The sequence below is a fragment of the Longimycelium tulufanense genome, from assembly GCF_014645795.1.
Lineage (GTDB): Bacteria > Actinomycetota > Actinomycetes > Mycobacteriales > Pseudonocardiaceae > Longimycelium > Longimycelium tulufanense.
Genome location: NZ_BMMK01000006.1, coordinates 1 through 25,551, shown reverse-complemented (window position 1 = coordinate 25,551; position 25,551 = coordinate 1). Strand labels below are relative to the sequence as shown.

The window sequence follows — 25,551 nt, the reverse complement described above, 5'->3', positions numbered from 1 at the left end:
CCGGGAGACGAGATCGCGGTGGAAGAGGGCGCCCGGCTGTTGGCTGGCGGCACGGCCACGAGACCGATCGCACCGCGATGGCGTAAACGCGCGCCGTCGTGTCGAGAGGGCCGCAGGCGAACAGGCGTCAGAGTTCGACCTGCTCGTTACGAGGTAGCACCCGGACCGTGGTGCCCTCCGGGGCGAGTTTCTCGAACAGCCCGTAGTGCATCTGCGGGTTCGCCAGCACCGCCTCATGAATCGGCACCGCTACCCGGGGCCGCACGGCACGCAGATAGTCCACCGCCTCCGACACCTTGAGCCAGGGAGCGCCGGTCGGCACCCCCAACACGTCGATCCGCCCCGGCGGCCGGGTGAAGGAATCCCCGGGGTGCAGGAACGCCCCGTGATCGATGAGAAAGCCGACGTTGGGGATCATCGGGATATCGGGATGGATCACGGCATGGTCCCCGCCCACCACCTGCACGTGCGAGTCGTTGACGTGCACGACGTCGCCGGGCCGCACGGATTGGCAGGCCAGGCCGCGCGCGGTGATCAGCTCGGCGGAGGCGTGGTCGGCGAGCAACCGCGCGCCGGGATTGGCCGCGAGTAACGCGGGTAACCGCTCCAGGTCCAGGTGGTCGGGATGCTGGTGGGTCACAAGGATCGCGTCCAACCGTTGCACCGTCTCGAAACCGGTGGAGAACCCACCGGGATCGACGAGCAACCGGGCCGAACCCGTGTCCAGCAACACGCAGGCATGTCCGAAGTGGACGATCCGCACGGCACCTCCCCGGAACCTTGACGATGTCCCGCCAGCCTCGCACGCCGAGCCGCCCGATCGCGGTAGCCGCGCCCCGGTCCACTCGTGATGTCCCGACGATCGGCGGGATGACTGCGGTGATCGGTCACCCCCAGCATCACCGAACCGTGTGTACCCCTGCTCACACAGTGAGGTGATCCCTGTGCGGAGAACCCTGCAACTGATCGCCGTCGCGTTACTTGGCGCGGCCCCGATGCTCGCCGGATCGGCCGTCGCACTGCCCCCGGTCCCGGCCGACGCCCCGGCTACCCGGGCCGCCGCCACCGCGCAGAGCACGCAGGAGGTCGGCACCGAGGAAACCGTCTCCGTCCGGCTCGGCACCGACACCACCACGGCCACCATCCACCGGACGGGCGCCTGGTACGTCAAGGTCCGCATCGCCGGCCTCCACCTGCAACCGGGGGAGTCGCTCACCGTCGCCGACCCCGATGGATCCGAGATCCACACCTACTCGGCCGACCCGCGCCGGGCCGCTCCCGGCGACTCCCCGGCCAGCCCGGACGGGGCCGGATTCTGGGCGCTGTCCGTCACCGGCGACACCGCGGTGGTCAGCCTGCGCGGCCGGGACGGTGCGGCCCCGTCACCGCTCAGCTCCGCCACCCTCGACCGCATTACGCGCGGCTTCACCGAACTGGAGTTCGCGCAGCGGGCCGCTGTTCAGCCCTTCAGCATCTGTGGCCGCAACGACTACAAGGACGTGGTCTGCTACCGGTCCAACGCGCCGACCGAGTTCAGCAAGACGCCACCGGTGGCGCGGCTGTTGATGAACGGCCGCACCCTGTGCTCGGGCTGGCGACTCGGTCCGAACAACCGCCTGATGACCAACAACCATTGCCTCGCCAACACCAACATCGCCAGGCGGACCGAGGTGTGGTTCAACTACCAGTGCCCCACCTGCGGTGGCTCAGGTAGCGAGCCGGTCACCAAGGTGCTGGGCAACCAGGTCCTCAAGACCGACGCCGGCCTCGACTTCACCCTTTTCGACGTGCGGAACTTCAACGCGGTCACGAAGTTCGGCTACCTGGAGCTGGACGCCCGTCTCCCCGGGATCGGCGAGGAGATGTACCTCGTCGAGCATCCGCGCGGACAGACCAAGAAGCTGGCGCTGGCCGACGACCAGTCCCGTTCGGGCAACTGCGAGGTGCGGGACGTGCGGGTGGACGGCAACATCCGCGACTCGGACATTGCCTACATGTGCGACACCGAAGGCGGTTCCTCCGGCTCGCCGGTGCTCTCCCGCCGCACCCACCGCGTGATCGCGCTGCACCACTTCGGCGGCTGCCCGAACCAGGGTGTCCGCATCGACCTGATCGCCAACAAGATCGGCGGCCTGATCTGAGCTGACCCGGGACCTCGGCCGGTGGACATCTCGCGAGGGTGGTGCCCACCGGCCGACACCCGGCTGTCCAGCCCCTCCTGCGGTTGCCGGCCCCTTCTCGCGGCTGTCAAGCCCCTTTCCGCCACCTGTGGACAGCCCATTTCCCCTGTGGACACCCATTTTGACCTGGCAAAACGGCCCGATAGGCTGGCCGTGGGCTGCGCGGACCCGGGTGGGCGGGGGCGTGACCAGCGGAAGGTGCTGGGCCGCATGTGAGCGGCCCAGCAGCCGGTCGGCGGCTTCCCGTTGCGACCTCGCCACGGGATCCTGCCCGTCCGAGCGGCAGCCACCCGGGGCACACCTGACGGCGGACATGACGAGGCCCCGCCGGTCGGGGGGCTTCCCGGCGGGGCCTCGTCCTCGGTGAGCGCGAAGCTCGCCGATCTCACGGTCGCACGTCCTGGTCTTCGGCGCGTCCCACGATCAGTGTGCGTCCGATCGGAGGATCGCCGGGACGGCGAGCCGTCGTTACCGCGGCGTACCGCTCTCAACCATTTGGGGCAAAGATCGGCTCGCCGTCAAGACCTGAAAGTACTTCATTTTCTTTCGTGGGGGTTAGCCCGGCCACACCGGGTCGGTCCAGACCACGTCGGCGCTCGTCGGCCAACGCCGCCCGCACCGTGTCCGCGAGGGGACGAATCCGCAGGCCGGCGGCCAGCGAGGGGGCCACGTCATGGGCGGTGAACCCGGCGCAGCCCGCCGGAAGCCACAGTGGCAGCGAGTTCGGCCCGGCCCATGGTGACACCCCCATCTCCGTCAGTACCTTGGGGGCGACCGGCACCAGCTCGGTGCCGGGCGGCGCCACCACCGCGGCGACGCCCCCGAGCAGCTTTCCCAACGGGAGCGGCGCACAGGCCCCGTCGAACGTCCCGACCAGGCGGGACTCGGCCGCGTCGACGACCCAGGACGCCAGGTCCCGCACGTCCACGTACTGCGTCAGCTGGTCGGGCACGTCGGGCACCACGACCCGCCCACCGCGGGACAGCCGAGCCGGCCAGTAACCAAACCGGTCGGTCGGGTCATCCGGCCCCACGATCAACCCCGACCGCAGCACGAACGCGCGGTCCCCGACAGCCTCCCGTACGGCCATCTCGCTCGCGACCTTGACACCGCCGTACCGGTCGGGAGGGTCCTGCTGCCCCGGATCCCCCTCTCCGCGAACGGGTTCGACCAAGGGCGCGTCGATGCCCTGGCCGCAAGTGTTCTTGTCGGCATAGACGTTCATGGACGAAACGAAGGTCCAGTGGCCCGCGTTGTCGCCGAGCGCGCGCAGGGCCTCCGTGACCCAGCGATAGGACATCCACGCCACGTCGACCACCGCGTCGAACCATCCCCCGGAAAGCGGGGCATACGCATCCGGCTCGTTGCGGTCGATCCGAACCAGCCGCGCCCCGCCCGGAACCAGCCCCGACGTCCCCCGCGCCGCGCACACCACGTCGTGGCCGCGCCCGACCACCTCGGCGGCCACCGCCTTCGACAACATCCTCGTACCGCCCAATACGAGAACCCGCATGCGGACACCGTGCTGCCCGCGTCGGCCGCCGACCACGACTTCTCACCGACGGCGAACACCGGTCCACTCAGGGCGAACATGACGGCGGAAAGATCTCCGCGAGCCGGGCGGGGCACGTGCGGGTCGACACCTGCGGCGGAGGTCGAACGCCCAGCTCAGGTAGGCTCCGGACGTACCGCCGACCGGAATGCCGCGGTCGTGGCATTCCTTGAGCCCGGGAGTTATCCAAGTGGCCCGAGTCGTCGTCGACGTCATGCCCAAGCAGGAGATCCTCGACCCACAGGGACAGGCGGTGGCCAGGGCGCTGCCGCGGCTGGGCTTCGACGGAGTGACCTCCGTCCGTCAGGGCAAGCACTTCGAGCTGGAGGTCGACGACGACGTCGACGACGCCACGCTCGCCAAGATCGCCGAAACCTTCCTCGCCAACCCGGTCATCGAGGACTGGGTCGTGCGGCGGGTGGACGCATGACCGCGCGCATCGGGGTCATCACCTTCCCCGGCACCCTCGACGACATCGACGCCGCACGCGCGGTGCGCTCCGTCGACGCGGAGCCGGTCGCGCTGTGGCACGCCGACGCCGACCTGCGTGGCGTGGACGCCGTCATCGTCCCCGGTGGCTTTTCCTACGGCGACTACCTGCGGGCCGGCGCCATCGCCCGGTTCGCCCCCGTCATGACCGAGGTCGTCCGCGCGGCCCGGCGGGGAATGCCGGTGCTGGGTATCTGCAACGGTTTCCAGATCCTGTGCGAGTCCGGGCTGCTGCCCGGTGCGTTGGTCCGCAACGCCGGCCTGCACTTCGTCTGCCGCGACCAGTGGCTGCGCGTGGAGAACAACGAGACCGTCTGGACCACGCGCTACGACGCCGGCGCCGAAATTCTGGTGCCACTGAAGAACATGGAGGGCCGCTACGTCGCGGACCCGGCGACCCTGGACGAGCTGGAGGGCGAGGGCCGCGTCGTCTTCCGTTACCTCGTCGACGGGGACGCCAGCCAGCGTTACCTCGGGATCGACAGCCCGAACGGCGCGCTCAACCACATCGCCGGCATCGCCGACGCCCGCGGCCGCGTGGTCGGCCTGATGCCGCACCCCGAGCACGCCATCGACGCCCTGACCGGCCCCAGCGACGACGGTCTCGGCATGTTCCTGTCCGTTCTCGACGCACTGGTGGCGGCATGACCAGCACGCAACCCGCCCTCGGCGGGCGGATCGACACCGTCGAGCACGCGGCGGCCACCCCGGACCACCCGCAGCCCTACCGCGAGCTCGGCCTGAAGGACGACGAGTACGCCCGGATCCGCGACATCCTGGGCCGCCGGCCCACCGACGCCGAGCTGGCCATGTACTCGGTGATGTGGAGCGAGCACTGCTCCTACAAGTCGTCGAAGGCGCACCTGCGGTACTTCGGGGAGACCACGACCGACGAGATGAGGGCCAAGATGCTGGCCGGCATCGGGGAGAACGCCGGTGTGGTCGACATCGGCGACGGGTGGGCGGTGACCTTCAAGGTCGAGTCGCACAACCACCCCTCCTACGTCGAGCCCCACCAGGGTGCGGCGACCGGCGTCGGGGGCATCGTCCGCGACATCCTGGCCATGGGCGCCCGGCCCCTGGCGGTCCTGGATCCGCTGCGGTTCGGCCCGGCCGACGCACCCGACACCAAGCGCGTGCTGCCCGGCGTGGTCGCCGGCATCGGCGGCTACGGCAACTGCCTCGGCCTGCCCAACATCGGCGGCGAGGTCGTCTTCGACCCCTCCTACGCCGGCAACCCCCTGGTGAACGCGCTGTGCGTGGGCGCGATGCGGGTGGAGGACCTGCACCTGGCCCACGCCTCCGGCGTCGGCAACAAGGTCATGTTGTTCGGTGCCCGCACCGGCCTGGACGGCATCGGAGGGGTGTCCGTGCTGGCCTCGGAGACCTTCGCCGGCGACGAGGCCGGCGGGGGCCGCAAGAAGCTGCCCAGCGTGCAGGTCGGCGACCCGTTCACCGAGAAGGTGCTCATCGAGTGCTGTCTGGAGCTGTTCCGCTCCGGGCTCGTGGTGGGCATCCAGGACCTTGGCGGCGCCGGCCTGTCCTGCGCCACCTCCGAGCTGGCCTCGGCCGGTGAGGGTGGCATGCGGGTCGAGCTGGACCGGGTGCCGCTGCGCGCCGAGGGCATGACCCCGGCCGAGATCCTCTCCAGCGAGTCGCAGGAGCGGATGTGCGCGGTGGTGCGGCCCGATGACGTCGAGGCGTTCCTGCGGGTGTGCGCCAAGTGGGACGTGATCGCCGTGGAGATCGGCGAGGTCACCGACACCGGCCGGCTTCAGGTGCACTGGCACGGCGAGACCGTGGTGGACGTGCCGCCGCGCACCGTGGCGCACGAGGGTCCGGTCTACGAACGGCCGGTGGAGCGCCCGGCGGACCAGGACGCGCTGGTCGCCGACGGGCCGGAGCGGCTCGCCCGCCCCAGCACGCCGGGTGAGCTGCGCGAGACGTTGCTGCGAATGGTCGCCTCACCGAACCTGGCGTCCCGGCGCTGGGTCACCGAGCAGTACGACCGCTACGTGCGGGGCAACACGGTGCTGGCGCAGCCGGCCGACTCCGGGATGGTCCGCATCGACGAGGAGACCGGCCGGGGCGTGGCCGTGGCCACCGACTGCAACGGCCGCTACGTGAAGCTGGACCCTTACCAGGGCGCCCAGCTCGCGCTGGCCGAGGCGTACCGCAACGTCGCGGTGACCGGTGCGGTGCCGCTGGCGGTTACCAACTGCCTGAACTTCGGCTCGCCGGAGGATCCGGGCGTGATGTGGCAGTTCCAGCAGGCGGTCCGCGGTCTGGCCGACGGCTGCCGGGAGCTGGGCATCCCTGTCACCGGCGGCAACGTCAGCTTCTACAACCAGACCGGCGGCACCGCGATCCTGCCCACCCCGGTGGTCGGCGTGCTCGGCGTGATCGACGACGTGCGGCGGCGCGTCCCCGCCGGCATCGGTGCCGAGGCCGGCGAGACGCTGCTCCTGCTCGGCGACACGCGCGACGAGTTCGGCGGCTCGGAGTGGGCGCACGTGGTGCACGGCCATCTCGGCGGCCGGCCGCCAGCGGTGGACCTGGCGCGGGAGAAGCTGCTGGCCGAGGTACTGGTGGCCGGTTCCCGCGACGGCATGGTGTCCGCCGCGCACGACCTGTCCGAGGGTGGCCTGGCCCAGGCGCTGGTCGAGGCGGCGCTGGCCGGGCAAACCGGGTGCCGGGTGGTGCTTCCGGCCGACGTCGACCCGTTCGTGTGGTTGTTCGCCGAATCGGCCGGACGCGCCCTGGTGGCCATCCCCCGTTCGGAGGAGTTGCGCTTCACCGACATGTGCAGCGCGCGGGGGCTGCCGTGGACCCGGATCGGCGTGGTCGACCCGGCCTCGAAGGCCCTGGAGATCCAGGACGTGGCCACCGTGGACCTGGCGGAGCTGCGCGCCGCCTGGGAGGGCACGCTGCCCGCGTTGTTCGACTGAGCGAACCCGGAACAGGCGCCGAGCCGGACCTCGCGCAGCGGGCCGGCTCGGCGTTTTTCCGTGCTGTTCGACCGAATTCTTCCGGTGCCGCGCGCCGAAGGCGATCAGCGGCATGCCGAGCACGGCCACCGCGATGCCCGCGGCGGGCTGGTAGTCCAGGGCCGAGCGCATCAGCAGCGAGTCCGTGGGCAGCCAGTCCGCGACCGCGGACGTGCCGCCCCGGATGACCAGCAGGACCGCCGATGAGCCTCCACCTGGGCATCCCCCAGCTCTCTTGGCCTCGTTCGCACGATCGTGTCAGAAACATCCCCCAAAGTTCAGCCTGGTCGGGGTAGCGCTTTACATAGCGTTACCTAGCTCCTCGTTGGAGTGAAACACTTATCGGTCCTATGCTCAGTTTCAGCCCTGGGGGCTGACGGAGCGAGGTGGAGGAACGGCCAGTGGAACGCCCAAGCTGGGCGCCCGCGGACATCGACCTGGACCGGCCCAGCGCCGCCCGGGTCTATGACTACTACCTGGGTGGCTCGCACAACTTCGCCGTGGACCGCGAGATGGCCGAGCAGGCCATCGCGCTCTGGCCCAACCTGCCGCTGATCATGCAGGCCAACCGGGCCTTCCTGCGCCGTGCCGTGCGGTACTGCGTGGATCAGGGCATCCGGCAGTTCCTCGACATCGGCTCCGGCATCCCCACCGTCGGCAACGTGCACGAGGTCGCCCAGGAGGCCGACCCGCGGTGCCGTGTCCTCTACGTCGACTTCGACCCCGTCGCCGTCGCGCACAGCCGCGCCATCCTCGCCGGCAACGAGCGGGCCGACATCGTCCACGCCGACCTGCGCAAGCCCGAGGACATCGTCGGCTCGCCCCAGTTCGGCCGGCTCATCGAGCCACAGCGGCCAATGGCCGTGCTCATGGTCGCCGTCCTGCACTTCATCGACGACGCCGACGACCCGGTCCGGCTGGTGGCCCGCTACCGGGACCTCCTGGCCCCCGGCAGCTACCTCGTCCTCTCCCACGCCACCCAGGACGGGCAGCCGGACAAGGTCGAGGACCACCAGAAGCTCTACGCCCGTACCCGCACCCCGATGCACATGCGTTCCCGTGCGGAGGTGGGCGCGTTGTTCACCGGCTTCGAGCTGGTCGACCCCGGCATCGTGTACCTCCCGCAGTGGCGGCCGGAGTCTTCGGACGACGTGGACGAACACCCCGAGCGCTACACCGGGTACGCGGCAGTTGGGCGGAAGCCATGACCGGCATGGGCGGGCGGCAGCCGGTCGAACCCTCCGCACTGGAGTGGGACCGGCCCAGCGCCGCCCGGGTCTATGACTACTACCTGGGTGGCTCGCACAACTTCGCCATCGACCGGGCCGCCGCCGAGGAAGCACTGCGTGCGGTCCCCGACCTGCCCCAGATGACCCGCGCCAACCGGGCCTTCCTGCGCCGTGCCGTGCGGTACTGCGTGGACCGGGGTATCCGGCAGTTCCTCGACATCGGCTCCGGGCTTCCCACCGTCGGACCTGTCCACGAGATCGCCCCCGAGGCCAATGTGGTCTATGTGGACAGCGACCCCGTCGTGGTGGCCCACAGCCGCGCCATGCTCGGCGCCACCGACCGCATCGCCGTCCTGCGGGCCGACGTTCGTGATGCCGGTCACGTGCTCTCGTCGCCCGAGGTCGGCGTTCTGATCGACCTCGACCGGCCCCTTGCGGTGCTGATGGTCGGCCTGCTGCACTTCCTCTCGGACTCCGACGACCCGGCGGGGGTGGTGGCGCGCTACCGGGACGCGGCGGCATCCGGCAGCCATCTCGTGCTGTCCCACGCCACCGCGGACGGCTTCGCCGAACCGTGGGCGACGACGGCCCGGGTGTGGGGGCTGGCCCTGCGCAGCCATGCCGAGGTGACCAGGCTCTTCGCCGGATACGAGCTGCTGTCCCCCGGGGTGGTGCATCTGTCGGAATGGCGGCCCGACACGCCTCAGGATGTCGACAAGCGTCCGGAGCGGTACACCGGATACGCGGGAGTAGGGCGAAAAGTGTGACCCTGGGTCGTGTCGGAGAGGGGTGAGGAGTGGACAGACCAACCTGGGCACCGGCCGGCGTCGACATGGAGCGACCCAGCGCGGCACGCGTCTACGACTACTGGCTGGGTGGCTCGCACAACTTCGCCGCCGACCGCATGCTGGCCGAGCAGGCGCTCCGACTGGTGCCCGACATGCCCGAGATCACCCGGGCCAACCGGGCCTTCCTGCGGCGCGCGGTCCGCTACTGCCTGGACCAGGGCATTCGGCAGTTCCTCGACCTCGGTTCCGGAATCCCGACCGTCGGCAACGTGCACGAGGTGGCGCAACAGGTGGCGCCGGAGACCCGCGTGGTCTATGTGGACAGCGACCCGGTCGCGGTGGCGCACAGCCGCGCCCTGCTGGAAGGCAACGACCTGACCGGCGTCGTCCACGCCGACGCAACGCGCGTCGACGACGTGCTGGGCGCGCCGCAGGCCCGTCGCCTGCTCGACCCCGACCAGCCGCTGGCCGTGCTCATGGTCGCTCTGCTGCACTTCGTGCCCGACTCCGCCGACCCGGCCGGCATGATCGCGCGCTACCGCGCCGCCGGCGCCCACGGCAGCCACCTGGTCATCTCGCACGGCACCGACGTCACCGGCCCGGACATGGGTCGCGCCGCCGTCAAGGAGCTCTACGAACGCAGCACCACGCCGCTGTGCCTGCGCGAGCCCGCCGACGTCACCGCCCTGTTCGCCGGCTACGAGCTCGTCGAACCCGGCGTGGTGTACCTGCCGCAGTGGCGGCCGGAGGAGACCGACCGTCCCGAGCCGAACCCCGAGCGGTTCGGCATGCTCGCCGGAGTGGGGCGAACGCCATGAGCCGGCCGGCCAAAGGCATCCCGGAGCCGAGGCGTCGTCACCTCGGCCTCGCCGCCGCGGCCGGCTCCGACACCGCACGGGGCACCCGCCACGGCGACGGTCGCGACGCGTTCGCGCTCGCCTGGGCCGACGCCGTCGTGGGCACCAGTTACGTGTCGATGAGCCGCACCGAGGTGGAAGAACACCTGCGCGGCCTCACCGACAGGCTCGCCGAAGCCCTGTTCACCGAGCCGTTCACCGCCGACGCCGCCCGCCAGGTCGGCGCCGCCATGGTCGGTGCCCACTTCACCGGCACCGAGACGCTGAACCGCACCATCGCGCTCGTCGCTGACGAGCTGCCGCTCCGGCTCGGCCTCGACCGAAGCACCCCGTGGCGGCTCTCCGCGTTGCAGGGCGCGCTCGCCGCCGGCTACGCCGAGGCGCTGCGGCAACGCACCCTCGACGAGCAGGAGGCGATCAGCCAGGCCGTGTTCGTCGCCCGCGACCAGGCTGAGCAGGCGTTGCGCGTCAGCGAGGCCCGGTTCCGGGCGGTGTTCGCCGAGGCCGCCATCGGCATGGGCATCGCCGACATGGACGGCAACATCCTCGACGCCAACGCCTCCCTGCTGGACATGTTCGGCTACAGCCTGGAGGAGTTGACCCGGCGCAACGTCCGCGACTTCATGCACGCCGAGGACGCGGCCAGCGTGTGGCGCCTCTACGACGAGCTGGTCAGCGGGCAACGCGACCACTTCCGCGTCGAGAAGCGGTTCGAGCGCAGCGACGGCGAGGTCATCTGGACACACCTGACCGCCTCGCTGATCCGAGACGACGAGGGACGGCCCACCTACCAGGTGGCGATGATCGAGGACGTCACCGACCGCCACCTGCTGCAGGACCGGTTGCGCTACCAGGCCCTGCACGACCCGCTCACCGGGCTGCCCAACCGCGCGCTGTTCCTGGAGCGGCTCGCCGAGGCGTTCGACTCGGCCGCCGAGGAGGACCGCATCGGCCTGTGCTACCTCGACCTGGACGGCTTCAAGGTCATCAACGACAGCCTCGGGCACGACGTCGGCGACCAGCTGCTGGTCGCGGTCGGCCAGCGGCTGGACGCCTGCGTGTCCGCACCCGGCCGGCTCGTCGCCCGGATCGGCGGCGACGAGTTCATCATCCTCATGGAACGCTCCAGCAGCACCCGCGACGTGGTGGCCATCGCCGACCACGTGCTCGCCGCGCTGGAGGCACCGATCCGGGTGCGCGAACACGAGTTGTCCATCTCGGCCAGCATCGGCCTGGTGGAACGGTCGATTGTCGGCACCACGCCCGCCGACGTCATGCGGGACGCCGACATCACGCTGTACTGGGCCAAGGCCGACGGCAAGGCCAAGTGGGCACTGTTCGACCCGGAACGCAACGCGCGCGAGGTCGCCCGGTTCACGCTGTCGACCACCATGCCGGCCGCCATCGAGCGCGGTGAGTTCTACCTGGACTACCAGCCGCTGGTCCGGCTGTGTGACGGACAGGTGGTGGGGGCCGAGGCACTGGTGCGCTGGCACCACCCCGAGTTCGGCCTGCTCGCACCGGACCGGTTCATCGGCCTGGCCGAGGAGACCGGCCAGATCGTGCCGCTGGGCCGGTGGGTGCTGCGCCAGGCATGCCACCAGGCCCGGCTCTGGCAGGACCGGTTCGGGTCCCGGGCGCCGTTCATCAGCGTCAACCTCGCGGTGCGCCAGTCCCGGGACCCCGGGCTGGTTGCCGACGTCGCCAAGATCCTCGCCGATACCGGGGTGGAAGCCACCCGGCTACAGCTGGAGCTCACCGAGAGCGCGATCATGGGCACCGCGGACGAGCCGCTGGACGCCCTGCGTGCGCTGTCCGCCATGGGCGTGCGCATCGCCATCGACGACTTCGGCACCGGCTACTCCAACCTCGCCTACCTGCGGCACCTCCCGGTGCACGAGCTGAAGATCGCGGGCTCGTTCGTGGAGGGGCTGCGCGCGTCGGCCAGCGACGGCTCGCACGTCGTGGACGCACGGATCGTCGGCACGCTGGTCTCCCTGGCACACGCACTGGGCCTCGGGGTCACCGCCGAGGGCGTGGAAACCGCCGACCAGGCGCGCCGCCTCGACGACATCGGCTGTGACTCCGGCCAGGGCTGGTACTACGCGCGTCCCGGCCCGCCCGAACGCATCGACCACATCCTCTCGGACGTGCGGTAAACACCGACCACCACGGCTGGATCGTTCGCACGCCTCCCTTCGTGCCACTGGCCGCGGTGAGGACGCCCTCCTCGAACCTTGCGGCGGCCGCCGCCCGACCCGTCGACACCTGCGCCGCCCCGACACCCGCAAGTCGCCCCGAATCTGATGCCGCTACCGCCGGCCGCGCCCCACCGGTGCTGGTGCCATCAGCCCGGCAGGTAGCACCACCAACAGGTAGCTCCACCAATCTGCCACCCCCAGCCACCACCCGAGCCGGCGGGCTCCGCACAGATGGCGACCAGCTTCCCCTCCAAGCGGCCGGCTACACCACAAACCACGAGCCACTACCCGACTGCTGTCCCCGAACCTCACCGGTGCGGCGAACTCATGCCACTCGTACGCAGAACTGCCCTGCTCAGGAGGCGGAGAAGCAGCGCCCACACTGCGGGCTTCCTCCGCACAAATGACGGCCACTGCTCGTTTCACCGCGGTCTCAGCGCCGCGTGCTACGCGTGCCGTTCCCGTCCGCGACGCCCATTCGCTCGGTTGCGGGCATGCCGCTGTACGCCCCCGTACAACACTGCGGCGCAGTTCAACAACGCCAGATGGCTGAACGCCTGCGGGAAGTTGCCCACGAAACGACCCGACTCGGCGTCGTATTCCTCCGAGAACAGCCCCACGTCGTTGGCCATGGACACCAGTCGTCCGAACATCGCCTCCGCCTCCGCGCGCCGGCCAGCCAACGCCAGGGCGTTGACGTACCAGAAGGAGCAGGCAAGGAACGATCCCTCGAGACCGGAGATACCGTCCACGTGAGACTGTTCGGTGTGAGTCGTGTAGCGGCGGACGACATCCCCGTCCTTCAACTCCGCCTCGACGGCCGTCAGCGTCCCGACGACACGCTCGTCATCACCCGACAGGAAGCCCACCGCCGGGATCAGCAGGGTAGCCGCGTCCAGCTCCCTACCCCCGTAGTACTGGGTGAAGGCACCGAGTTCGTCGTTCCAGCCCTTCGTCAGCACCTCCGTGTGCACCAGCTCGCGCAGTTCACGCCACCGATCCACCGGTCCCGGCAAGCCGTACTGCTCCACCGCCCGCACCGCACGGTCGAACGCGACCCACACCATCACCCGGGAATGCGTGAAGTGCCGGTCCGGCCCACGCACCTCCCACAGCCCGCGGTCCGGCTGCTGCCAGACGCGCTCCAGGTGACGCAGCATGCCCCGCTGCATCGCCCACGACTCGGGCCGCTCCGGAACCCCTCGCTCGCGCGCCAGATGCAGCGCGTCCATCACCTCCCCGTACACGTCGAGCTGGAGCTGGCAGAAGGCCGCGTTGCCCACCCGCACCGGACGTGACTCCCGATATCCCGGTAGCCAGTGGAGTTCCCACTCCACCAGGTGCCGCTCGCCCTCGACCCCGTACATGATCTGGACGTCCGCCGGATCGCCGGCGACCGCCCGAAGCAACCAGTCCCGCCACGCCAGGGCTTCCGAGGAGCAGCCGAAACTCTCCAGCGCGAGCAGGGTCAGAGTGGCATCACGCAGCCAGCAGTACCGGTAGTCCCAGTTCCGTGATCCACCGAGGCTCTCCGGCAGGGACGTCGTGGGAGCCGCCACCATGCCGCCACTCGGCTCGTAGATCAACGCCTTCAACGTCGCCAGCGAACGATGCACGATCTCCGCGTGCGGGCCCTCGTACCCGATCCGTCGGGACCAACCCCGCCAGAACCGCTCCGTCTCGTCCACCGCGGTCACGCCATCCAGCCCACGCGGTAGTGGCCCGTGTGCGTGCGCCCATTGCATCACCCAGCACAACCGCTGACCGGGGCGGACCGTGAACACCGCCTCGTGCGCCCGCTCATGCTGCACCCGGGTCGGCTGCAGGTCTCCGCGAAGTACCACCGTGTGCGGGCCCGCGACGGCGATGATCGCCGGATCGTCCGGGTCGGTGTTCCGGCGAACCCATGGCACCGAGTGGCCGTAGGCGAACCGCACCACCCAGCGGAACCGCACCTCCACCTCGCCTGACACGCCCTCGACCGTCCGCACCAGACACGGGGCCTCGTGCTGCCGGTCACGATGCTTCGGCATACAGTCGGTGATCCGGACCACTCCCTGCTCGGTCCGCATCTCGGTGTCCAACACCAGCGACGTGTTCCGATAGCTTCGACGCACCTCGACGACCGGCCGTGTGGGGGCGATCTGCCAGTGACCGTCACCCCCGAGGAGCCGGGCGAAACACGACGGAGCGTCGAACCGGGGCAGGCACAGCCAGTCCACCGACCCGTCCTTGCCCACCAACGCCGCGGTCCGCAGGTCGGAGAGCAGGGCGTAGTCCTCGATCAACCCGGCATGTGGGGCGGGGTGGTTCGCCACGTGCCAACGCTAGGTGCCCTGCGTCCGCCGAGCCACTGTGTGGCGGAGCACGCATACCGCCGCCCCGCTCCCTCAGCACACTCATGAGGACGGGCCACCGGCCTGGTCCAGGTGGAACAGTCTGGCGGAAATGGCTTTAGACATGAGCTGTCTGTCACCCATTGATTACTCGCCGTTCGATCGGGGCGCCTCCATCATGACGGGCGACAGCTCTGCTTGGCGGTTGGCTCGGGACAAACCCGGTCGTGGCCCGCCCAACCGGCCACCCAACCTCGACCGTCAACCGCTCGAAACGGTCGATCGACGCAGGCGGATCTTTCCCGACGAGAGCAAACAGACCGCGTCATCACAACCGATACCCCGAGCACCGCAGCTCACCCCGGTGCATAACCTCGCCGGTATGCCACGACGAGCCGTCGACCCGCACGAACTGCGCGCCGCCGTACACAAGGTCATGAACTGGGTGGACGGCGCCGCACCCGAACCCCCGCGTGCCGAGGTGGCGGCCGCGGTCCGCCTCAGCCTGCGCACACTCGAACAGATCGCCCCGGGGCGCAGCGTCGAAGTACGCGTCCCGCCCTTCGCGGCAATCCAATGCGTGGCCGGACCCGGCCACACCAGGGGAACTCCGCCGAATGTCATCGAGACCGATCCACACACCTGGCTCCGCCTTGCCACCGGCCGCCTGTTGTGGACCGAGGCGCTCGTCGAGGGCCGCGTCAATGCTTCGGGCAGTCGCGCGGATCTCGACCCGTGGCTACCTCTCCTCCGTCCCGGCGAATAACCGTCACCTTCTGCTCCGGTAGGACGCGGCCAAACGTGTGGTGCTCACTCACTTATTCGTTTTCCTACCGACACTGTTCGTTCAACAGGGGCACGATACGACTTGTCGAGCCACAGGAGGCGATGTGCGAGCGGTGCTGGGTCTGCAGCGTTGGCTGGGGACGTTCGAGGAGCAGAGTCGGATGTTCCGCGACGTGGTGTCGACGGCCGAACCGGACGCACCGGTCCCGCCTTGCCCGGGATGGACATTTGCCCAGTTGACGGTTCACGTCGGACGCTTCCTGCAACTGGTCACGACACAGATGCGCAGCGGAATCCTGGAACCGGTGAAGCCGGCGCCGCTCACCCCGGTACCCAATCCACTGGGATTTCTCGACGAGCAACTCTCCGTCACCCGCGACGTGCTGGCCGGCACGCCGGCCAACCGTCCCGTCTGGACCTTCTCCCCGGCCGCGCCCCGCCTCGCCTGGTTCTGGCACCGCCGGGTCGCCCACGAGATGAACCTGCGGCGCTGGGACGCCCAGTCCGCGCTCCGTGCGGTGACCCCGACCCCGCGCGACCTCGCCGTCGACGGGATCGACGAGGCACTGGGGACGTTGCTCGCGGCCAAGCAGACCCCGGACAGCCCGCTCGCGGTCACGGGCACGACCGTGGTCACCTGTGACGACGGCGGCGAGGGATGGTGGGTGCGCTTCACCCCGGGTGAGGTGCCCGAGGTCCGCCCGCTGAAGCCCGGCTCCACCGTTTCGGCGGACGCCCGGGTCAGCGGCCGCGCGATCGGTATTTACCTCGCACTTTGGCGACGTACCGAGCTGGCCGGGGAAGGCGACAGTGCCTTGCTGAGTGCCATCCGGCTTCGCTGACCTTCCCCATTACCGCGGACCGCCAGCCGTGGCTCCGGAGTTCGTGCCCCGTCAACTAATTCGGCGACGGATACATCCCTCAACATCGGCACGACTCAGCTCTCTCTGAAGGGGCGAACCCCCTCCTGTCAAGGAGTTAACCCGTTCGTGTCCGAAGTTATCCACAACCCCCGGATTTATCCACAAGCCGGTAACATCAGCTTCCCCTCCCGGTTATTTGCGGCGATCGTGGACGCATGATCCAGATACCGGGAGCGAAACATGGTGCATGTTCCAGAGACCAAGCAATCGCCAAGCTCGGCGAACGCGGACTACGCGCCGCGGTGCGCATCGGGCGACTGCGCGAGCTCTGGCCGGGAACCTACGTCCCACCGGACCGCGTGCTCGACCCGATCACCAGGGCATCTGCCGCCCTGCTGCACCTCGGCGAGGACGCGGTGCTCAGCGGACCCACCGCCGCGCTGGCCCACGGCTGCACGGCCGCCGACAGCCAGGAGGTCCACGTGACCGTCCCGCACCTGCGGAGCCGCCGACGCCGCAACGGGCTCCACGTCCATCAGGGCGACGTCTGCGAGGACGACGTCGTCGAACTGGACGGGCTACGGGTGTTCGTCCTCGACAGGGTCATCGCCGAGCTGCTCTGCCGACATCGCGAGGAGATCGCCTTCATGTGCCTCGACCAGGCACTGGGTAGTCTCCCGCCGGCCTACCGCGAGCAGTTCCGCGGCGAGGTGAACCGCCGTATCCAACGGCGGATCGACCGGCGCGGCGTCGTCCGCGCCGAGTTCCTCCTCGACCTCGGAACCGGTCGCACCGAGTCACCACCGGAAAGCCTGCTCCTGCTGGCGGCGGTCAAGGCCGGGCTACCGATGCCGATCCCGCAGTACGAGATCTTCGACCTGGACGGGCACGTGCGGTACCGCCTCGACCTCGCCTGGCCCCAGCTCCGTATCGCCCTCGAATACGATGGCGTCGTGGCCCACGAGGACCGCGCCCAGGCCGACCTCCTCCGCGACCACCGGCTCGCGGCCCTCGGCTGGGTGACCATCCGGGCCCGCGCAGAAGACATCACCGACCCGCAACGGGTCATCAGCGAACTCTTCCGAGCCTTCCGCCTCCGCGGCGCCGCCGCCTGACGAGTCACCGACGACCGAGCGAAAGACCCTCAAGCGGTCGTCCAGCAGCCGACCCGCGGGAACACGAGCCCCTCGGCGTCCGGCCATACCAAGTTCCTGTCCCTACACATCACCGAGGACGACAGATGCTCCACACCGACGGCCACCCCGACCCGCGCGACCGACGCGGCCCCGACCAACCCCACCACCACCGACGCCCCCTCGCGAGTACACGAACGAAGCGACGACAGCGCCAGCGCCACCAACCCACCGCGCTTCGACTTCGCTTGTCCGCCGCGCAACTGATCACCGAGCACAACAGACCAACAACCACAAACGACTCCCAGGAGACGCCACCGCCGGCACGGCCACCGCCACCGGGGCACCACAACCGAACCGACCACCACCAACGGGGGCGCGCCCTCCAGAGGAAGGGGTACGGGGGATGGGGGTGGCGTGTACGGGGAGGGGTTGGGGAAGGGCCGTTCACCAACGCCTCGCAGCCGTTGCCGAAACAGAACCGCCGCCCACCACGGCCGACCAACTGAGCGACTGAGCCAACCTTCCGACTGACGGCACGCCCAACGTTCACCGCCCGCTGCCCAGCCAGCGAGCGGTGAGCGCGCGACGTTCGCCAGTGCCGCGTCCGCCGAGCTGTCGGATCGCGAGCCCTGCGACCCCGGGCTGGGTGAAGCCGCCGTCCGGTGCGGCTCGGGTGTGCGGCCAGGGCTCGGTTGGTCGCGGCCGGGGGCCGGTGTGGCGGCTGGGGCCGGAGGGATGCGTAACGGCGTTTCCGGGGGCGGGCATCGTGCGGAGGACCCGCTGGTAGCCCCGTTCGGCTTAGACTGGGGTGCAGTCGGTTGCCGTTGCGAGGGAGTTTTCGGTGGTCACCGGCCCTTCCACCGCTAGGACCCAACCCCGTTCCCGGGGTCTCCCGACCGATCCAGAACCCCGTGACCTCGATCGCGACGCCCCTCGCGAGGAGTGCGGTGTGTTCGGTGTGTGGGCGCCGGGCGAGGAGGTGGCGAAGCTCACCTTCTACGGCCTGTACGCCCTGCAACACCGGGGGCAGGAGGCGGCCGGCATCGCCGTCACGGATGGCTCCCAGATCGTCGTCTTCAAGGACCTCGGCCTGGTCAGCCAGGTGTTCGACGAGCAGGTGCTGTCGTCGCTGCGCGGCCATCTCGCCATCGGCCACACCCGCTACTCGACCACCGGCTCGACCACCTGGGAGAACGCGCAGCCGACGTTCCGCACCACCCAGGTCGGCAGCGGGCTCGCGCTCGGCCACAACGGCAACCTGGTGAACACCGCCGACCTGCTCGCCCATGCCCGGGAGGCAGGGGCGCTGGGGAACGCGGGCGCGAACGCCACGTCCGACTCGGACCTGGTGTGCGCACTGCTCGCCGCCGAGGCCGCCGACGCCGGGCTGGAGCAGGCCGCCCTGCGGCTGCTGCCCACCCTCCGCGGCGCCTTCTCGCTCGTCTTCTGCGACGAGTCGACGCTGTACGCGGCCCGCGACCCCCAGGGTGTGCGCCCGCTCTGCCTCGGTCGGCTCGAGCGCGGCTGGGTCGTCGCCAGCGAGACCGCCGCGCTGGACATCGTGGGCGCCAGCTTCGTGCGCGAGGTGGAGCCCGGTGAGTTGATCGCGATCGACGAGGACGGGCTGCGCAGCTCCCGGTTCGCCGCCCCCGAGCCCAAGGGCTGCGTGTTCGAGTACGTGTACCTGGCCCGGCCCGACACCACCATCGCCGGCCGCTCCGTGCACGCCGCCCGTGTCGAGATCGGGCGCCGGCTCGCCGAGGAGCACCCCGCCGAGGCCGACCTGGTGATCCCGGTGCCGGAGTCGGGCACCCCGGCCGCCATCGGCTTCGCCCAGGCGTCCGGCATCCCCTACGGCCAGGGCCTGGTCAAGAACTCCTACGTCGGCCGCACCTTCATCGAGCCGAGCCAGACCATCCGGCAGCTGGGCATCCGGCTGAAGCTGAACCCGCTACGCGAGGTCATCCGCGGAAAGCGGCTGGTGGTCGTCGACGACTCGATCGTGCGCGGCAACACCCAGCGCGCGTTGGTGCGGATGCTGCGCGAGGCCGGCGCCATCGAGGTGCACGTACGGATCGCCTCGCCCCCGGTGCGCTGGCCCTGCTTCTACGGGATCGACTTCGCCTCCCGCGCCGAACTGGTCGCCAACGGCCTCGACGTGGACGGCATCCGCCGCTCGATCGGCGCCGACTCGCTCGGCTACGTGTCGCTGGACGGCCTGATCGCCGCCAGCGAGCAGCCGCGCACCCGGCTCTGCTCGGCCTGCTTCGACGGGAACTACCCCATCCCGCTGCCTGACGAGGCCAAGATGGGCAAGTTCCTGCTGGAGGGCATCGAGAAGGGCGTGGCGGGCGCGGCCGAGCCCGTGCTGCTGAACGGCTACGGTGCCGAGGACGCCGTCCGCCGTCCGTAACGCGTCCGGCACCGAGCGCAACCGATCGGCCGGTCGACGCCGTCCTCATGGCGAAGGCCCCGACCAGCAGACCGCGACCCAGCCGCACCGAGATGGAGAACCAGCCGTGACCACCCAGACGGAGAGCCCCAAGGCCACCTATGCCGCGGCCGGGGTGAGCATCGAAGCCGGTGACGAGGCGGTCGAGCGGCTCCGCCCGTGGGCGGAGAAGGCCACCCGGCCGGAGGTGATGGGCGGGATCGGCGGTTTCGCCGGGCTGTTCCGGCTGAAGCTGGACCGGTGGAAGGAGCCGGTGCTGGCGTCCTCGACCGACGGCGTGGGCACCAAGATCGCGGTGGCGCAGGCGCTGGACAAGCACGACACCGTCGGCATCGACCTGGTCGCCATGGTGGTCGACGACCTGGTGGTCTGCGGTGCCGAGCCGTTGTTCCTGCAGGACTACATCGCGGTCGGCAAAGTGGTGCCCGAGCGGGTCGCCGACCTGGTCAAGGGCATCTCCCTGGGCTGCCAGCAGGCCGGCTGCGCCCTGCTGGGCGGGGAGACCGCCGAGCACCCGGGGCTGATGGCACCGGAGGACTACGACCTGTCGGCCACCGGGGTCGGCGTGGTCGAGGCCGCCAAGGTGCTCGGGCCGGACCGGGTCCGGCCCGGCGACGTCGTGATCGCCATGGGCTCCTCCGGCCTGCACTCCAACGGCTACTCGCTGGCCCGGCACGTGCTGCTCGACATCGGGCGCATGCCGCTGTCCGGCCACGTCGAGGAGTTCGGCCGCACCCTGGGCGAGGAAATGCTGGAGCCCACCCGCATCTACGCCAAGGACTGCCTGGCGCTGGCCGCCGAGGCCGAGGTGCGCACCTTCGCGCACATCACCGGCGGCGGCCTGGCCGGGAACCTGGGCCGGGTCATCCCGGAGGGGCTCACCGCCGTGCTGGACCGGGGCACCTGGACCCCGGCCCCGGTGTTCGCGTTGATCGCCCAACGCGGCCGCATCGAGCGCGACGAGATGGAGCGGACGTTCAACATGGGCGTGGGCATGGTGGCGGTCGTGGCGCCCGAGGACGTCGACCGCGCACTGGCGGTGCTGACCGCCCGCCACGTGCCCGCCTGGGTGATCGGCGAGGTGTGCAAGAACAGCACGCTCGAGGGCACGGACGTGGAACCCGGCGCCGACCTTCTGCGGGCGGTGCTACGCGGCAACCACCCGCGGTTCTGAACCTGGCGGCGCGGTGCGCCGGCCCGCACGCGTTACGGCCGCCCCGGGACGTCCAAGCGCCCGGACTTGATGGTGCGTAAGAACATCCCGAATCTCGTTGCGTCTAGCAGTAAGACGGTGCCGGCAGGGTTCTTGCTGTCGCGGATCGCGCACCCCGAGCCGACACTGGCGCACTCCACGCATTCGTTGTCCTTGCCGCTGCGACTGCTCTTACGCCACGGCCCGTGGTTGAAGCCCCTCATAGTTCCCCTCCTAAGTTGCTCACGAATTCCTTGATCAGGGCGACAGAGTCGGTAGGACCGAGCGCGATGTTTGCCGCTTCCGAGAACGTTCGCTCGAAGAGCAAGACGTCGTTGCGGTCCTCTACCCAGTCTCCGCCCGCCGAGTACTCGACGTATACAGCCGGTGGGTCGTTCGGGTCTGGGTACCTCAGCACCGTGAACGGTCCGCTCATCGTCCCGTACGCCCCGGCGCCGAACGGAGCAATCTGGAGTGTCACGTTGTCTCGCCTCGCCAAGGCAACCAAGTGGGCGAGCTGCTCATGCATCAAGACTGCACCACCGATCACCCGGCGGATTGCAGCTTCGTCGATGACCGCATGAAATCGCACCGGATCAGGGCTGGTGATCCGCGCTTGCCGTGCCAAGCGGACAGCGACTCGCCGCCCGACTAACGAGGCATCAGCGGAAGGGCCAGACTCGTGTACGGCTCGAGCGTACCTCTCAGTCTGTAGCAGGCCGGGCACCAAGATTGGTTGCAGAGCGAGGATCTCCGACGCCTCAGCTTCCGCCCGAACGAAACTACGAAGGAAAAGCGGGAGCGCGTCGAGGTCGAGCCTGACACCTGGCTGCTGGGTCTCCTCCCACATGGCGAGTGCGGTATCACGGTCCTCGTCGCTTGCCCGGTAGAACGCCAACAACAGTTCCAGCTCAGCGAGCTTGATTTGGACTCGGCCGTTTTCGATGCGGCTGATCTTCGACTGGGAGCATCGGAGCCGGTTCTGCGCGTCCTCCACGCGCTTCCTCGCATCCTCGCGGAGTTGGCGCAGGAGCTGGCCGAGTCGGCGCTTCCGCGTCGTGGGACCGCTGTCTGACACTCGTGACCTCCTCCGATGATCGCGACGGCGGCAGCGTACGCCCCTGACCTGCACACGATCGGTGGCCCACGTTCACGCGATCTAGGATCTGTGCTATCTGCATATGCGAGCTTAGAGTCAGTTTGCATGAACGCACAGTCGTCCCGCTGCATGGTGGGGCTCGCCTATGGCGATGGTGGAAGGGTCTGGTGCGCGGTGGGGAACGAACCCTTGTCCGGCTGGGAGAAAACCACTCTGCTGTGGGTGATCCTCGCGTCCGTCACCGTGATCGCCTACGTCGCCGCGTACGTGCGTCGGCGGTGATGAGCCATGGACGGGATCGAAGAGGGTGTGCGGATTCGTGTTCGGGACACCGGCGCACTCGGAACCGTCATGCGGTTCCATCACCTAGCCGTGAGGGAGGATTGTCCGGTTCGGCTGGACTCCGGCCGCGCGGTTGTCCTTGTCGAGTTCGAAATCGAGGTAGTCGAGGATCGGCCCGCCGCGGCGGGGTAGCGAAAGGCGCGTCCGGGAACGTCCCGGACGCGCCTTCGCTCCTGCCCCCAGGGAGGGTTTGGGTCAGGACTGGCTGGCCGTCGGCATGGCCAGATCGACACCGTGGTGGCGCGGCCACCGGGCCGTGATCGCCTTCATGCGGGTGTAGAAGCGGACACCGTCCATGCCGTGCACGTGGGTGTCGCCGAAGAGCGAGTCCTTCCAGCCGCCGAAGGAGTAGTAGGACATCGGCACCGGGATCGGCACGTTGATGCCGACCATGCCGACCGACACCCGGCGCTGGTACTCGCGCGCCGCCAGACCGTCACCGGTGAAGATCGCCGTGCCGTTGCCGTACGGGTTGCTGTTGACCAGTTCGATCGCGGCCTCATAGGTGGGCACCCGCACCACCGTCAGCACCGGCCCGAAGATCTCGTCCCGGTAGATCGTCATGTCCGGGGCGACCCGGTCGAACAGTGTGGGGCCGAGCCAGAACCCGCCCGGCGTCGGGGCGATTCCGCGGCCGTCCACCACCAGCTCCGCGCCCGCCGCGACGCCACTATCCACATAGGACGACACCTTGTCCCGGTGCGCCCCGGTCACCAGGGGACCCATCTGCGAGTCCGGCTCGGTGCCCGGCCCGGTCTTCAGCGTCGCCATCCGCTCCGCGATCGCCGGCACGAGCCGGTCGCCGACATCACCGACCGCCACCACGACCGAGATCGCCATACAACGCTCGCCCGCAGAGCCGAACCCGGCCGAGACCGCCGCATCAGCCGCCACGTCGATGTCCGCGTCCGGCAGCACGACCATGTGGTTCTTGGCCCCGCCCAGCGCCTGCACGCGCTTGCCGTTGGCGGTGCCGCGCGAGTACACGTGCTTGGCGATCGGGGTCGAGCCAACGAACGACACCGCCGCCACGTCCGGGTGGTCGAGCAACGCGTTCACCGCAACCGCGTCGCCCTGCAGCACGGTGAGCACGCCGTCCGGCAGCCCGGCCTCGGTGAACAGCTCGGCCAGCCGCACCGATGCCGACGGGTCACGCTCGGAAGGCTTGAGCACGAAAGCGTTCCCGCAGGCGATGGCGACCGGGAACATCCACATCGGCACCATCACCGGGAAGTTGAACGGGGTGATGCCGGTGACCACACCGAGCGGCTGGCGCAGCGAGTAGGCGTCCACACCCCGCGAGACCTGCTCGGAGTGCTCGCCCTTGAGCAGGTGCGGGATGCCGCACGCGAACTCGGCCACCTCCAGGCCGCGTTGTACCTCGCCAGCGGCGTCGGCCAGCACCTTGCCGTGCTCGGCGGTGATGATCCCGGCCAGCTCGTCGCGGTGCGCGTCCACGAGCTGACGGAACGCGAACAACACCCGGGCCCGCTGGGACAGCGAGGACTCGGCCCAGGACGCGGCCGCCTTGGCCGCCGACGCCACCGCCAGGTCCACGTCGGGCTGGTCGGCGAGCACCACCTGACGGGCCACCTCGCCGGTGGCGGGCTGGAACACGTCGCCGCGGCGGGACGACGTGCCCGTGCTGTGGGCGCCGTCGATCCAGTGCGGCACCAGGGAACGTGTCACGAGGTTCCTCCTGCGGTTGCGGACTTCCCGGCCGGCTGCCGGGTGGGGGACTGCGGCGGTGGGTGCAGTGGCGGGTGGGCCGTCGTCGAGCGGACGACCAGCGACGGGTGCAGCAGCTGGTGGACAGGTTCGGACCGCTGTCCACGGATCCGCTGCACCAGGGCCTCCGCGGCCAGCCGGCCCATCTCGGTGCGGGGCTGGTCCACGGTGGTCAGGGAGAGGTGCCGGAGCGCGGCCAGCGACGTGTTGTCGTAGCCGACGACCGACACCTCCTCGGGAACACGCAGCCCGGCCTCCTCCAGGGCGGAGATCGCGCCGACCGCGTTGTAGTCGTTCGCGGCGACCAGCGCGGTCGGCAGGTCACCGTCGTGTTCGGCGAGCAACTCCCGCACCGCCTTCGCACCAGCGGCGTCGGTGTACTCGCTGCGCAGCACCACCGGCTCCAAGCCGTGCCTGCGCATCGCCTTCAGGTAACCGCGGCGCCGGGTCCCGGCCTGTGATCCGCCGCCGCCGTCCAGGTGCACGATCTTGTTGTGCCCCAAGGAAACGAGGTGGTCCACGGCCAGCTCCGCGCCGGCCTCGCCATCATCGTTGACGATGTCGACATTGGACAACCGGGTCGGCCGAGCCGCGACCAACACGATCGGAACCTGTTGTGCGGCAAGGCCGATCTCGGCGGCCGACACCACCGGGCCGAGCAGCGCCACGCCGGCCGGCCGGAAGGACAGCAGGCTGTTCAACGCCCGCCGCTCACGGGCCGGACTCCGGCTGCCGGTGTTGATGATCAGCTCGAAGTCCTCGGCGCGGGCCACCGCGTCCAGCCCGTCGACGATCTCGGCGAAGAACGGGTTGTGCAGGTCGGAGACCATCACGCCGAGCACGGTGGAGGTGCGGCTCGCCAGCGAGCGGGCCATCACGTGCGGCCGGTAACCCAGCTCCCGCGCGGCCCGCAACACCGCGGTGCGTCGCTGCTCGCTCACCTTGGGTGAGCCGCGCATCACCAGCGAGACCAGCGCCCGCGAGACACCTGCGCGCCGCGCCACGTCCTCCATGGTGGGCCGGGCCCCCGGGTTCGCCGCCCTGTCCAACGCCGTGTCTCCTCCTCCCCGGTTCTTGACCGGTTCCGTCGGATCAACTCCAAGTTTCTGCGATGTGACCCTTGACACCGCCGTGAGGCAGGCTACAGCATTAGCGCGCTCTAACCAATAGAGCGCTCTAACAAAACCACCCTCCAACCAGGACGGAGACCCATGCGGATCGGAGTTGCCGGGGTCGGTCGGATCGGTCGGATGCATGCCGCCAACCTGGCCTCGCTGGATGTGTTCGATGAGGTGTTGTTGTTTGATCCGTTGCCCGGTCGGGCTGAGCGGGTG

21 protein-coding genes are annotated in these 25,551 nt (G+C 69.9%); 14 read left to right on the top strand and 7 right to left on the bottom strand.

The window, feature by feature from the left end; all coding sequences use genetic code 11:
* Positions 1 to 127: 127 nt before the first annotated feature.
* A complete protein-coding gene (locus IEY55_RS08470; protein ID WP_189055742.1) occupies positions 128 to 763 on the bottom strand; it encodes an MBL fold metallo-hydrolase in 636 nt (211 codons plus the stop codon).
* Between the two features lie 181 nt (positions 764 to 944).
* Between IEY55_RS08470 and IEY55_RS08465 the strand changes: the two genes are divergently transcribed.
* Entirely contained in the window at positions 945 to 2,141 is a 1,197-nt protein-coding gene (locus IEY55_RS08465) for a trypsin-like serine peptidase (protein WP_189055740.1), read from the top strand.
* 526 nt (positions 2,142 to 2,667) lie between these two features.
* On the opposite strand, the gene IEY55_RS08460 is transcribed toward IEY55_RS08465, so the two are convergent.
* Positions 2,668 to 3,693, bottom strand: a complete 1,026-nt coding sequence (locus IEY55_RS08460) for an NAD-dependent epimerase/dehydratase family protein (protein WP_189055738.1) — start codon at positions 3,691 to 3,693, stop codon at positions 2,668 to 2,670.
* Between the two features lie 229 nt (positions 3,694 to 3,922).
* On the opposite strand from IEY55_RS08460, the gene purS reads away from it, so the two are divergent.
* The 7 genes from purS (at position 3,923) to IEY55_RS08425 (ending at position 12,241) form a co-directional block, all read left to right on the top strand.
* Positions 3,923 to 4,162, top strand: a complete 240-nt coding sequence (gene purS / locus IEY55_RS08455) for a phosphoribosylformylglycinamidine synthase subunit PurS (RefSeq protein ID WP_189055736.1) — start codon at positions 3,923 to 3,925, stop codon at positions 4,160 to 4,162.
* Positions 4,159 to 4,869, top strand: coding sequence for a phosphoribosylformylglycinamidine synthase subunit PurQ (gene purQ / locus IEY55_RS08450; RefSeq protein WP_189055735.1), 711 nt, complete (start codon positions 4,159 to 4,161; stop codon positions 4,867 to 4,869). Before purS ends, purQ begins: the two co-directional genes overlap by 4 nt.
* The gene (gene purL, locus IEY55_RS08445) at positions 4,866 to 7,169 is read left to right on the top strand and encodes a phosphoribosylformylglycinamidine synthase subunit PurL (protein WP_189055733.1); all 2,304 of its coding nucleotides are present in this window, start codon (positions 4,866 to 4,868) and stop codon (positions 7,167 to 7,169) included. The genes purQ and purL overlap by 4 nt, the downstream gene beginning before the upstream one ends.
* Before the next feature lie 440 nt (positions 7,170 to 7,609).
* Positions 7,610 to 8,416 carry an SAM-dependent methyltransferase gene (locus IEY55_RS08440; protein WP_189055731.1) on the top strand — a complete coding sequence of 269 codons (807 nt, stop codon included), beginning with the start codon at positions 7,610 to 7,612 and terminating at the stop codon, positions 8,414 to 8,416.
* A complete protein-coding gene (locus IEY55_RS08435) occupies positions 8,413 to 9,204 on the top strand; it encodes an SAM-dependent methyltransferase (RefSeq protein ID WP_229686184.1) in 792 nt (263 codons plus the stop codon). The genes IEY55_RS08440 and IEY55_RS08435 overlap by 4 nt, the downstream gene beginning before the upstream one ends.
* A 29-nt stretch (positions 9,205 to 9,233) precedes the next feature.
* Positions 9,234 to 10,043, top strand: a complete 810-nt coding sequence (locus tag IEY55_RS08430) for an SAM-dependent methyltransferase (RefSeq protein ID WP_189055730.1) — start codon at positions 9,234 to 9,236, stop codon at positions 10,041 to 10,043.
* Positions 10,040 to 12,241, top strand: a complete 2,202-nt coding sequence (locus IEY55_RS08425; protein ID WP_189055728.1) for a putative bifunctional diguanylate cyclase/phosphodiesterase — start codon at positions 10,040 to 10,042, stop codon at positions 12,239 to 12,241. Before IEY55_RS08430 ends, IEY55_RS08425 begins: the two co-directional genes overlap by 4 nt.
* 488 nt (positions 12,242 to 12,729) lie before the next feature.
* Here the strand turns inward: IEY55_RS08425 and IEY55_RS08420 are convergent, their stop codons facing one another.
* The gene (locus tag IEY55_RS08420) at positions 12,730 to 14,601 is read right to left on the bottom strand and encodes a glycoside hydrolase family 15 protein (RefSeq protein ID WP_189055726.1); all 1,872 of its coding nucleotides are present in this window, start codon (positions 14,599 to 14,601) and stop codon (positions 12,730 to 12,732) included.
* A 400-nt stretch (positions 14,602 to 15,001) separates the two neighbouring features.
* Between IEY55_RS08420 and IEY55_RS08415 the strand changes: the two genes are divergently transcribed.
* The 5 genes from IEY55_RS08415 to purM all read left to right on the top strand — a co-directional run bounded on the left by IEY55_RS08415 (position 15,002) and on the right by purM (position 21,030).
* Positions 15,002 to 15,385: a sterol carrier family protein gene (locus IEY55_RS08415; RefSeq protein WP_189055724.1), complete on the top strand. Its 384-nt coding sequence runs from the start codon at positions 15,002 to 15,004 to the stop codon at positions 15,383 to 15,385.
* Between the two features lie 124 nt (positions 15,386 to 15,509).
* On the top strand, positions 15,510 to 16,247 hold the full coding sequence (locus tag IEY55_RS08410) for a maleylpyruvate isomerase N-terminal domain-containing protein (RefSeq protein ID WP_229686183.1): 738 nt from the start codon (positions 15,510 to 15,512) through the stop codon (positions 16,245 to 16,247).
* A 236-nt stretch (positions 16,248 to 16,483) separates the two neighbouring features.
* On the top strand, positions 16,484 to 17,383 hold the full coding sequence (locus tag IEY55_RS08405) for a DUF559 domain-containing protein (protein ID WP_189055722.1): 900 nt from the start codon (positions 16,484 to 16,486) through the stop codon (positions 17,381 to 17,383).
* A 970-nt stretch (positions 17,384 to 18,353) separates the two neighbouring features.
* Entirely contained in the window at positions 18,354 to 19,817 is a 1,464-nt protein-coding gene (purF, locus tag IEY55_RS08400; protein WP_229686182.1) for an amidophosphoribosyltransferase, read from the top strand.
* A 106-nt stretch (positions 19,818 to 19,923) separates the two neighbouring features.
* Positions 19,924 to 21,030, top strand: coding sequence for a phosphoribosylformylglycinamidine cyclo-ligase (gene purM / locus IEY55_RS08395; RefSeq protein ID WP_189055718.1), 1,107 nt, complete (start codon positions 19,924 to 19,926; stop codon positions 21,028 to 21,030).
* A 32-nt stretch (positions 21,031 to 21,062) separates the two neighbouring features.
* On the opposite strand, the gene IEY55_RS08390 is transcribed toward purM, so the two are convergent.
* Positions 21,063 to 21,272 (bottom strand): DUF397 domain-containing protein, encoded by a 210-nt coding sequence (locus IEY55_RS08390; RefSeq protein WP_189055716.1) that lies wholly within the window; start codon positions 21,270 to 21,272, stop codon positions 21,063 to 21,065.
* A complete protein-coding gene (locus IEY55_RS08385; RefSeq protein WP_189055714.1) occupies positions 21,269 to 22,126 on the bottom strand; it encodes a helix-turn-helix domain-containing protein in 858 nt (285 codons plus the stop codon). The genes IEY55_RS08390 and IEY55_RS08385 overlap by 4 nt, the downstream gene beginning before the upstream one ends.
* A gap of 126 nt (positions 22,127 to 22,252) precedes the next feature.
* Here IEY55_RS08385 and IEY55_RS08380 point away from each other — a divergent pair, with 126 nt between their 5' ends.
* The gene (locus tag IEY55_RS08380) at positions 22,253 to 22,429 is read left to right on the top strand and encodes a hypothetical protein (protein WP_189055712.1); all 177 of its coding nucleotides are present in this window, start codon (positions 22,253 to 22,255) and stop codon (positions 22,427 to 22,429) included.
* Between the two features lie 255 nt (positions 22,430 to 22,684).
* Here the strand turns inward: IEY55_RS08380 and IEY55_RS08375 are convergent, their stop codons facing one another.
* Both IEY55_RS08375 and IEY55_RS08370 read right to left on the bottom strand, forming a co-directional pair.
* Positions 22,685 to 24,178, bottom strand: coding sequence for a CoA-acylating methylmalonate-semialdehyde dehydrogenase (locus tag IEY55_RS08375; protein ID WP_189055710.1), 1,494 nt, complete (start codon positions 24,176 to 24,178; stop codon positions 22,685 to 22,687).
* On the bottom strand, positions 24,175 to 25,230 hold the full coding sequence (locus IEY55_RS08370) for a LacI family DNA-binding transcriptional regulator (RefSeq protein ID WP_189056085.1): 1,056 nt from the start codon (positions 25,228 to 25,230) through the stop codon (positions 24,175 to 24,177). The genes IEY55_RS08375 and IEY55_RS08370 overlap by 4 nt, the downstream gene beginning before the upstream one ends.
* Positions 25,231 to 25,551 lie beyond the last annotated feature (321 nt).

Excerpts from the sequence above, each read along its gene's own strand:
- IEY55_RS08425 (WP_189055728.1), top strand. The coding sequence starts at position 10,040 with ATGAGCCGGCCGGCCAAAGGCATCCCGGAGCCGAGGCGTCGTCACCTC.
- IEY55_RS08415 (WP_189055724.1), top strand. The coding sequence starts at position 15,002 with ATGCCACGACGAGCCGTCGACCCGCACGAACTGCGCGCCGCCGTACAC.
- IEY55_RS08390 (WP_189055716.1), bottom strand. The coding sequence starts at position 21,272 with ATGAGGGGCTTCAACCACGGGCCGTGGCGTAAGAGCAGTCGCAGCGGC.
- IEY55_RS08405 (WP_189055722.1), top strand. The coding sequence starts at position 16,484 with ATGATCCAGATACCGGGAGCGAAACATGGTGCATGTTCCAGAGACCAA.
- IEY55_RS08460 (WP_189055738.1), bottom strand. The coding sequence starts at position 3,693 with ATGCGGGTTCTCGTATTGGGCGGTACGAGGATGTTGTCGAAGGCGGTG.
- purL (WP_189055733.1), top strand. The coding sequence starts at position 4,866 with ATGACCAGCACGCAACCCGCCCTCGGCGGGCGGATCGACACCGTCGAG.
- IEY55_RS08370 (WP_189056085.1), bottom strand. The coding sequence starts at position 25,230 with ATGGAGGACGTGGCGCGGCGCGCAGGTGTCTCGCGGGCGCTGGTCTCG.
- purQ (WP_189055735.1), top strand. The coding sequence starts at position 4,159 with ATGACCGCGCGCATCGGGGTCATCACCTTCCCCGGCACCCTCGACGAC.
- IEY55_RS08435 (WP_229686184.1), top strand. The coding sequence starts at position 8,413 with ATGACCGGCATGGGCGGGCGGCAGCCGGTCGAACCCTCCGCACTGGAG.
- IEY55_RS08380 (WP_189055712.1), top strand. The coding sequence starts at position 22,253 with ATGAACGCACAGTCGTCCCGCTGCATGGTGGGGCTCGCCTATGGCGAT.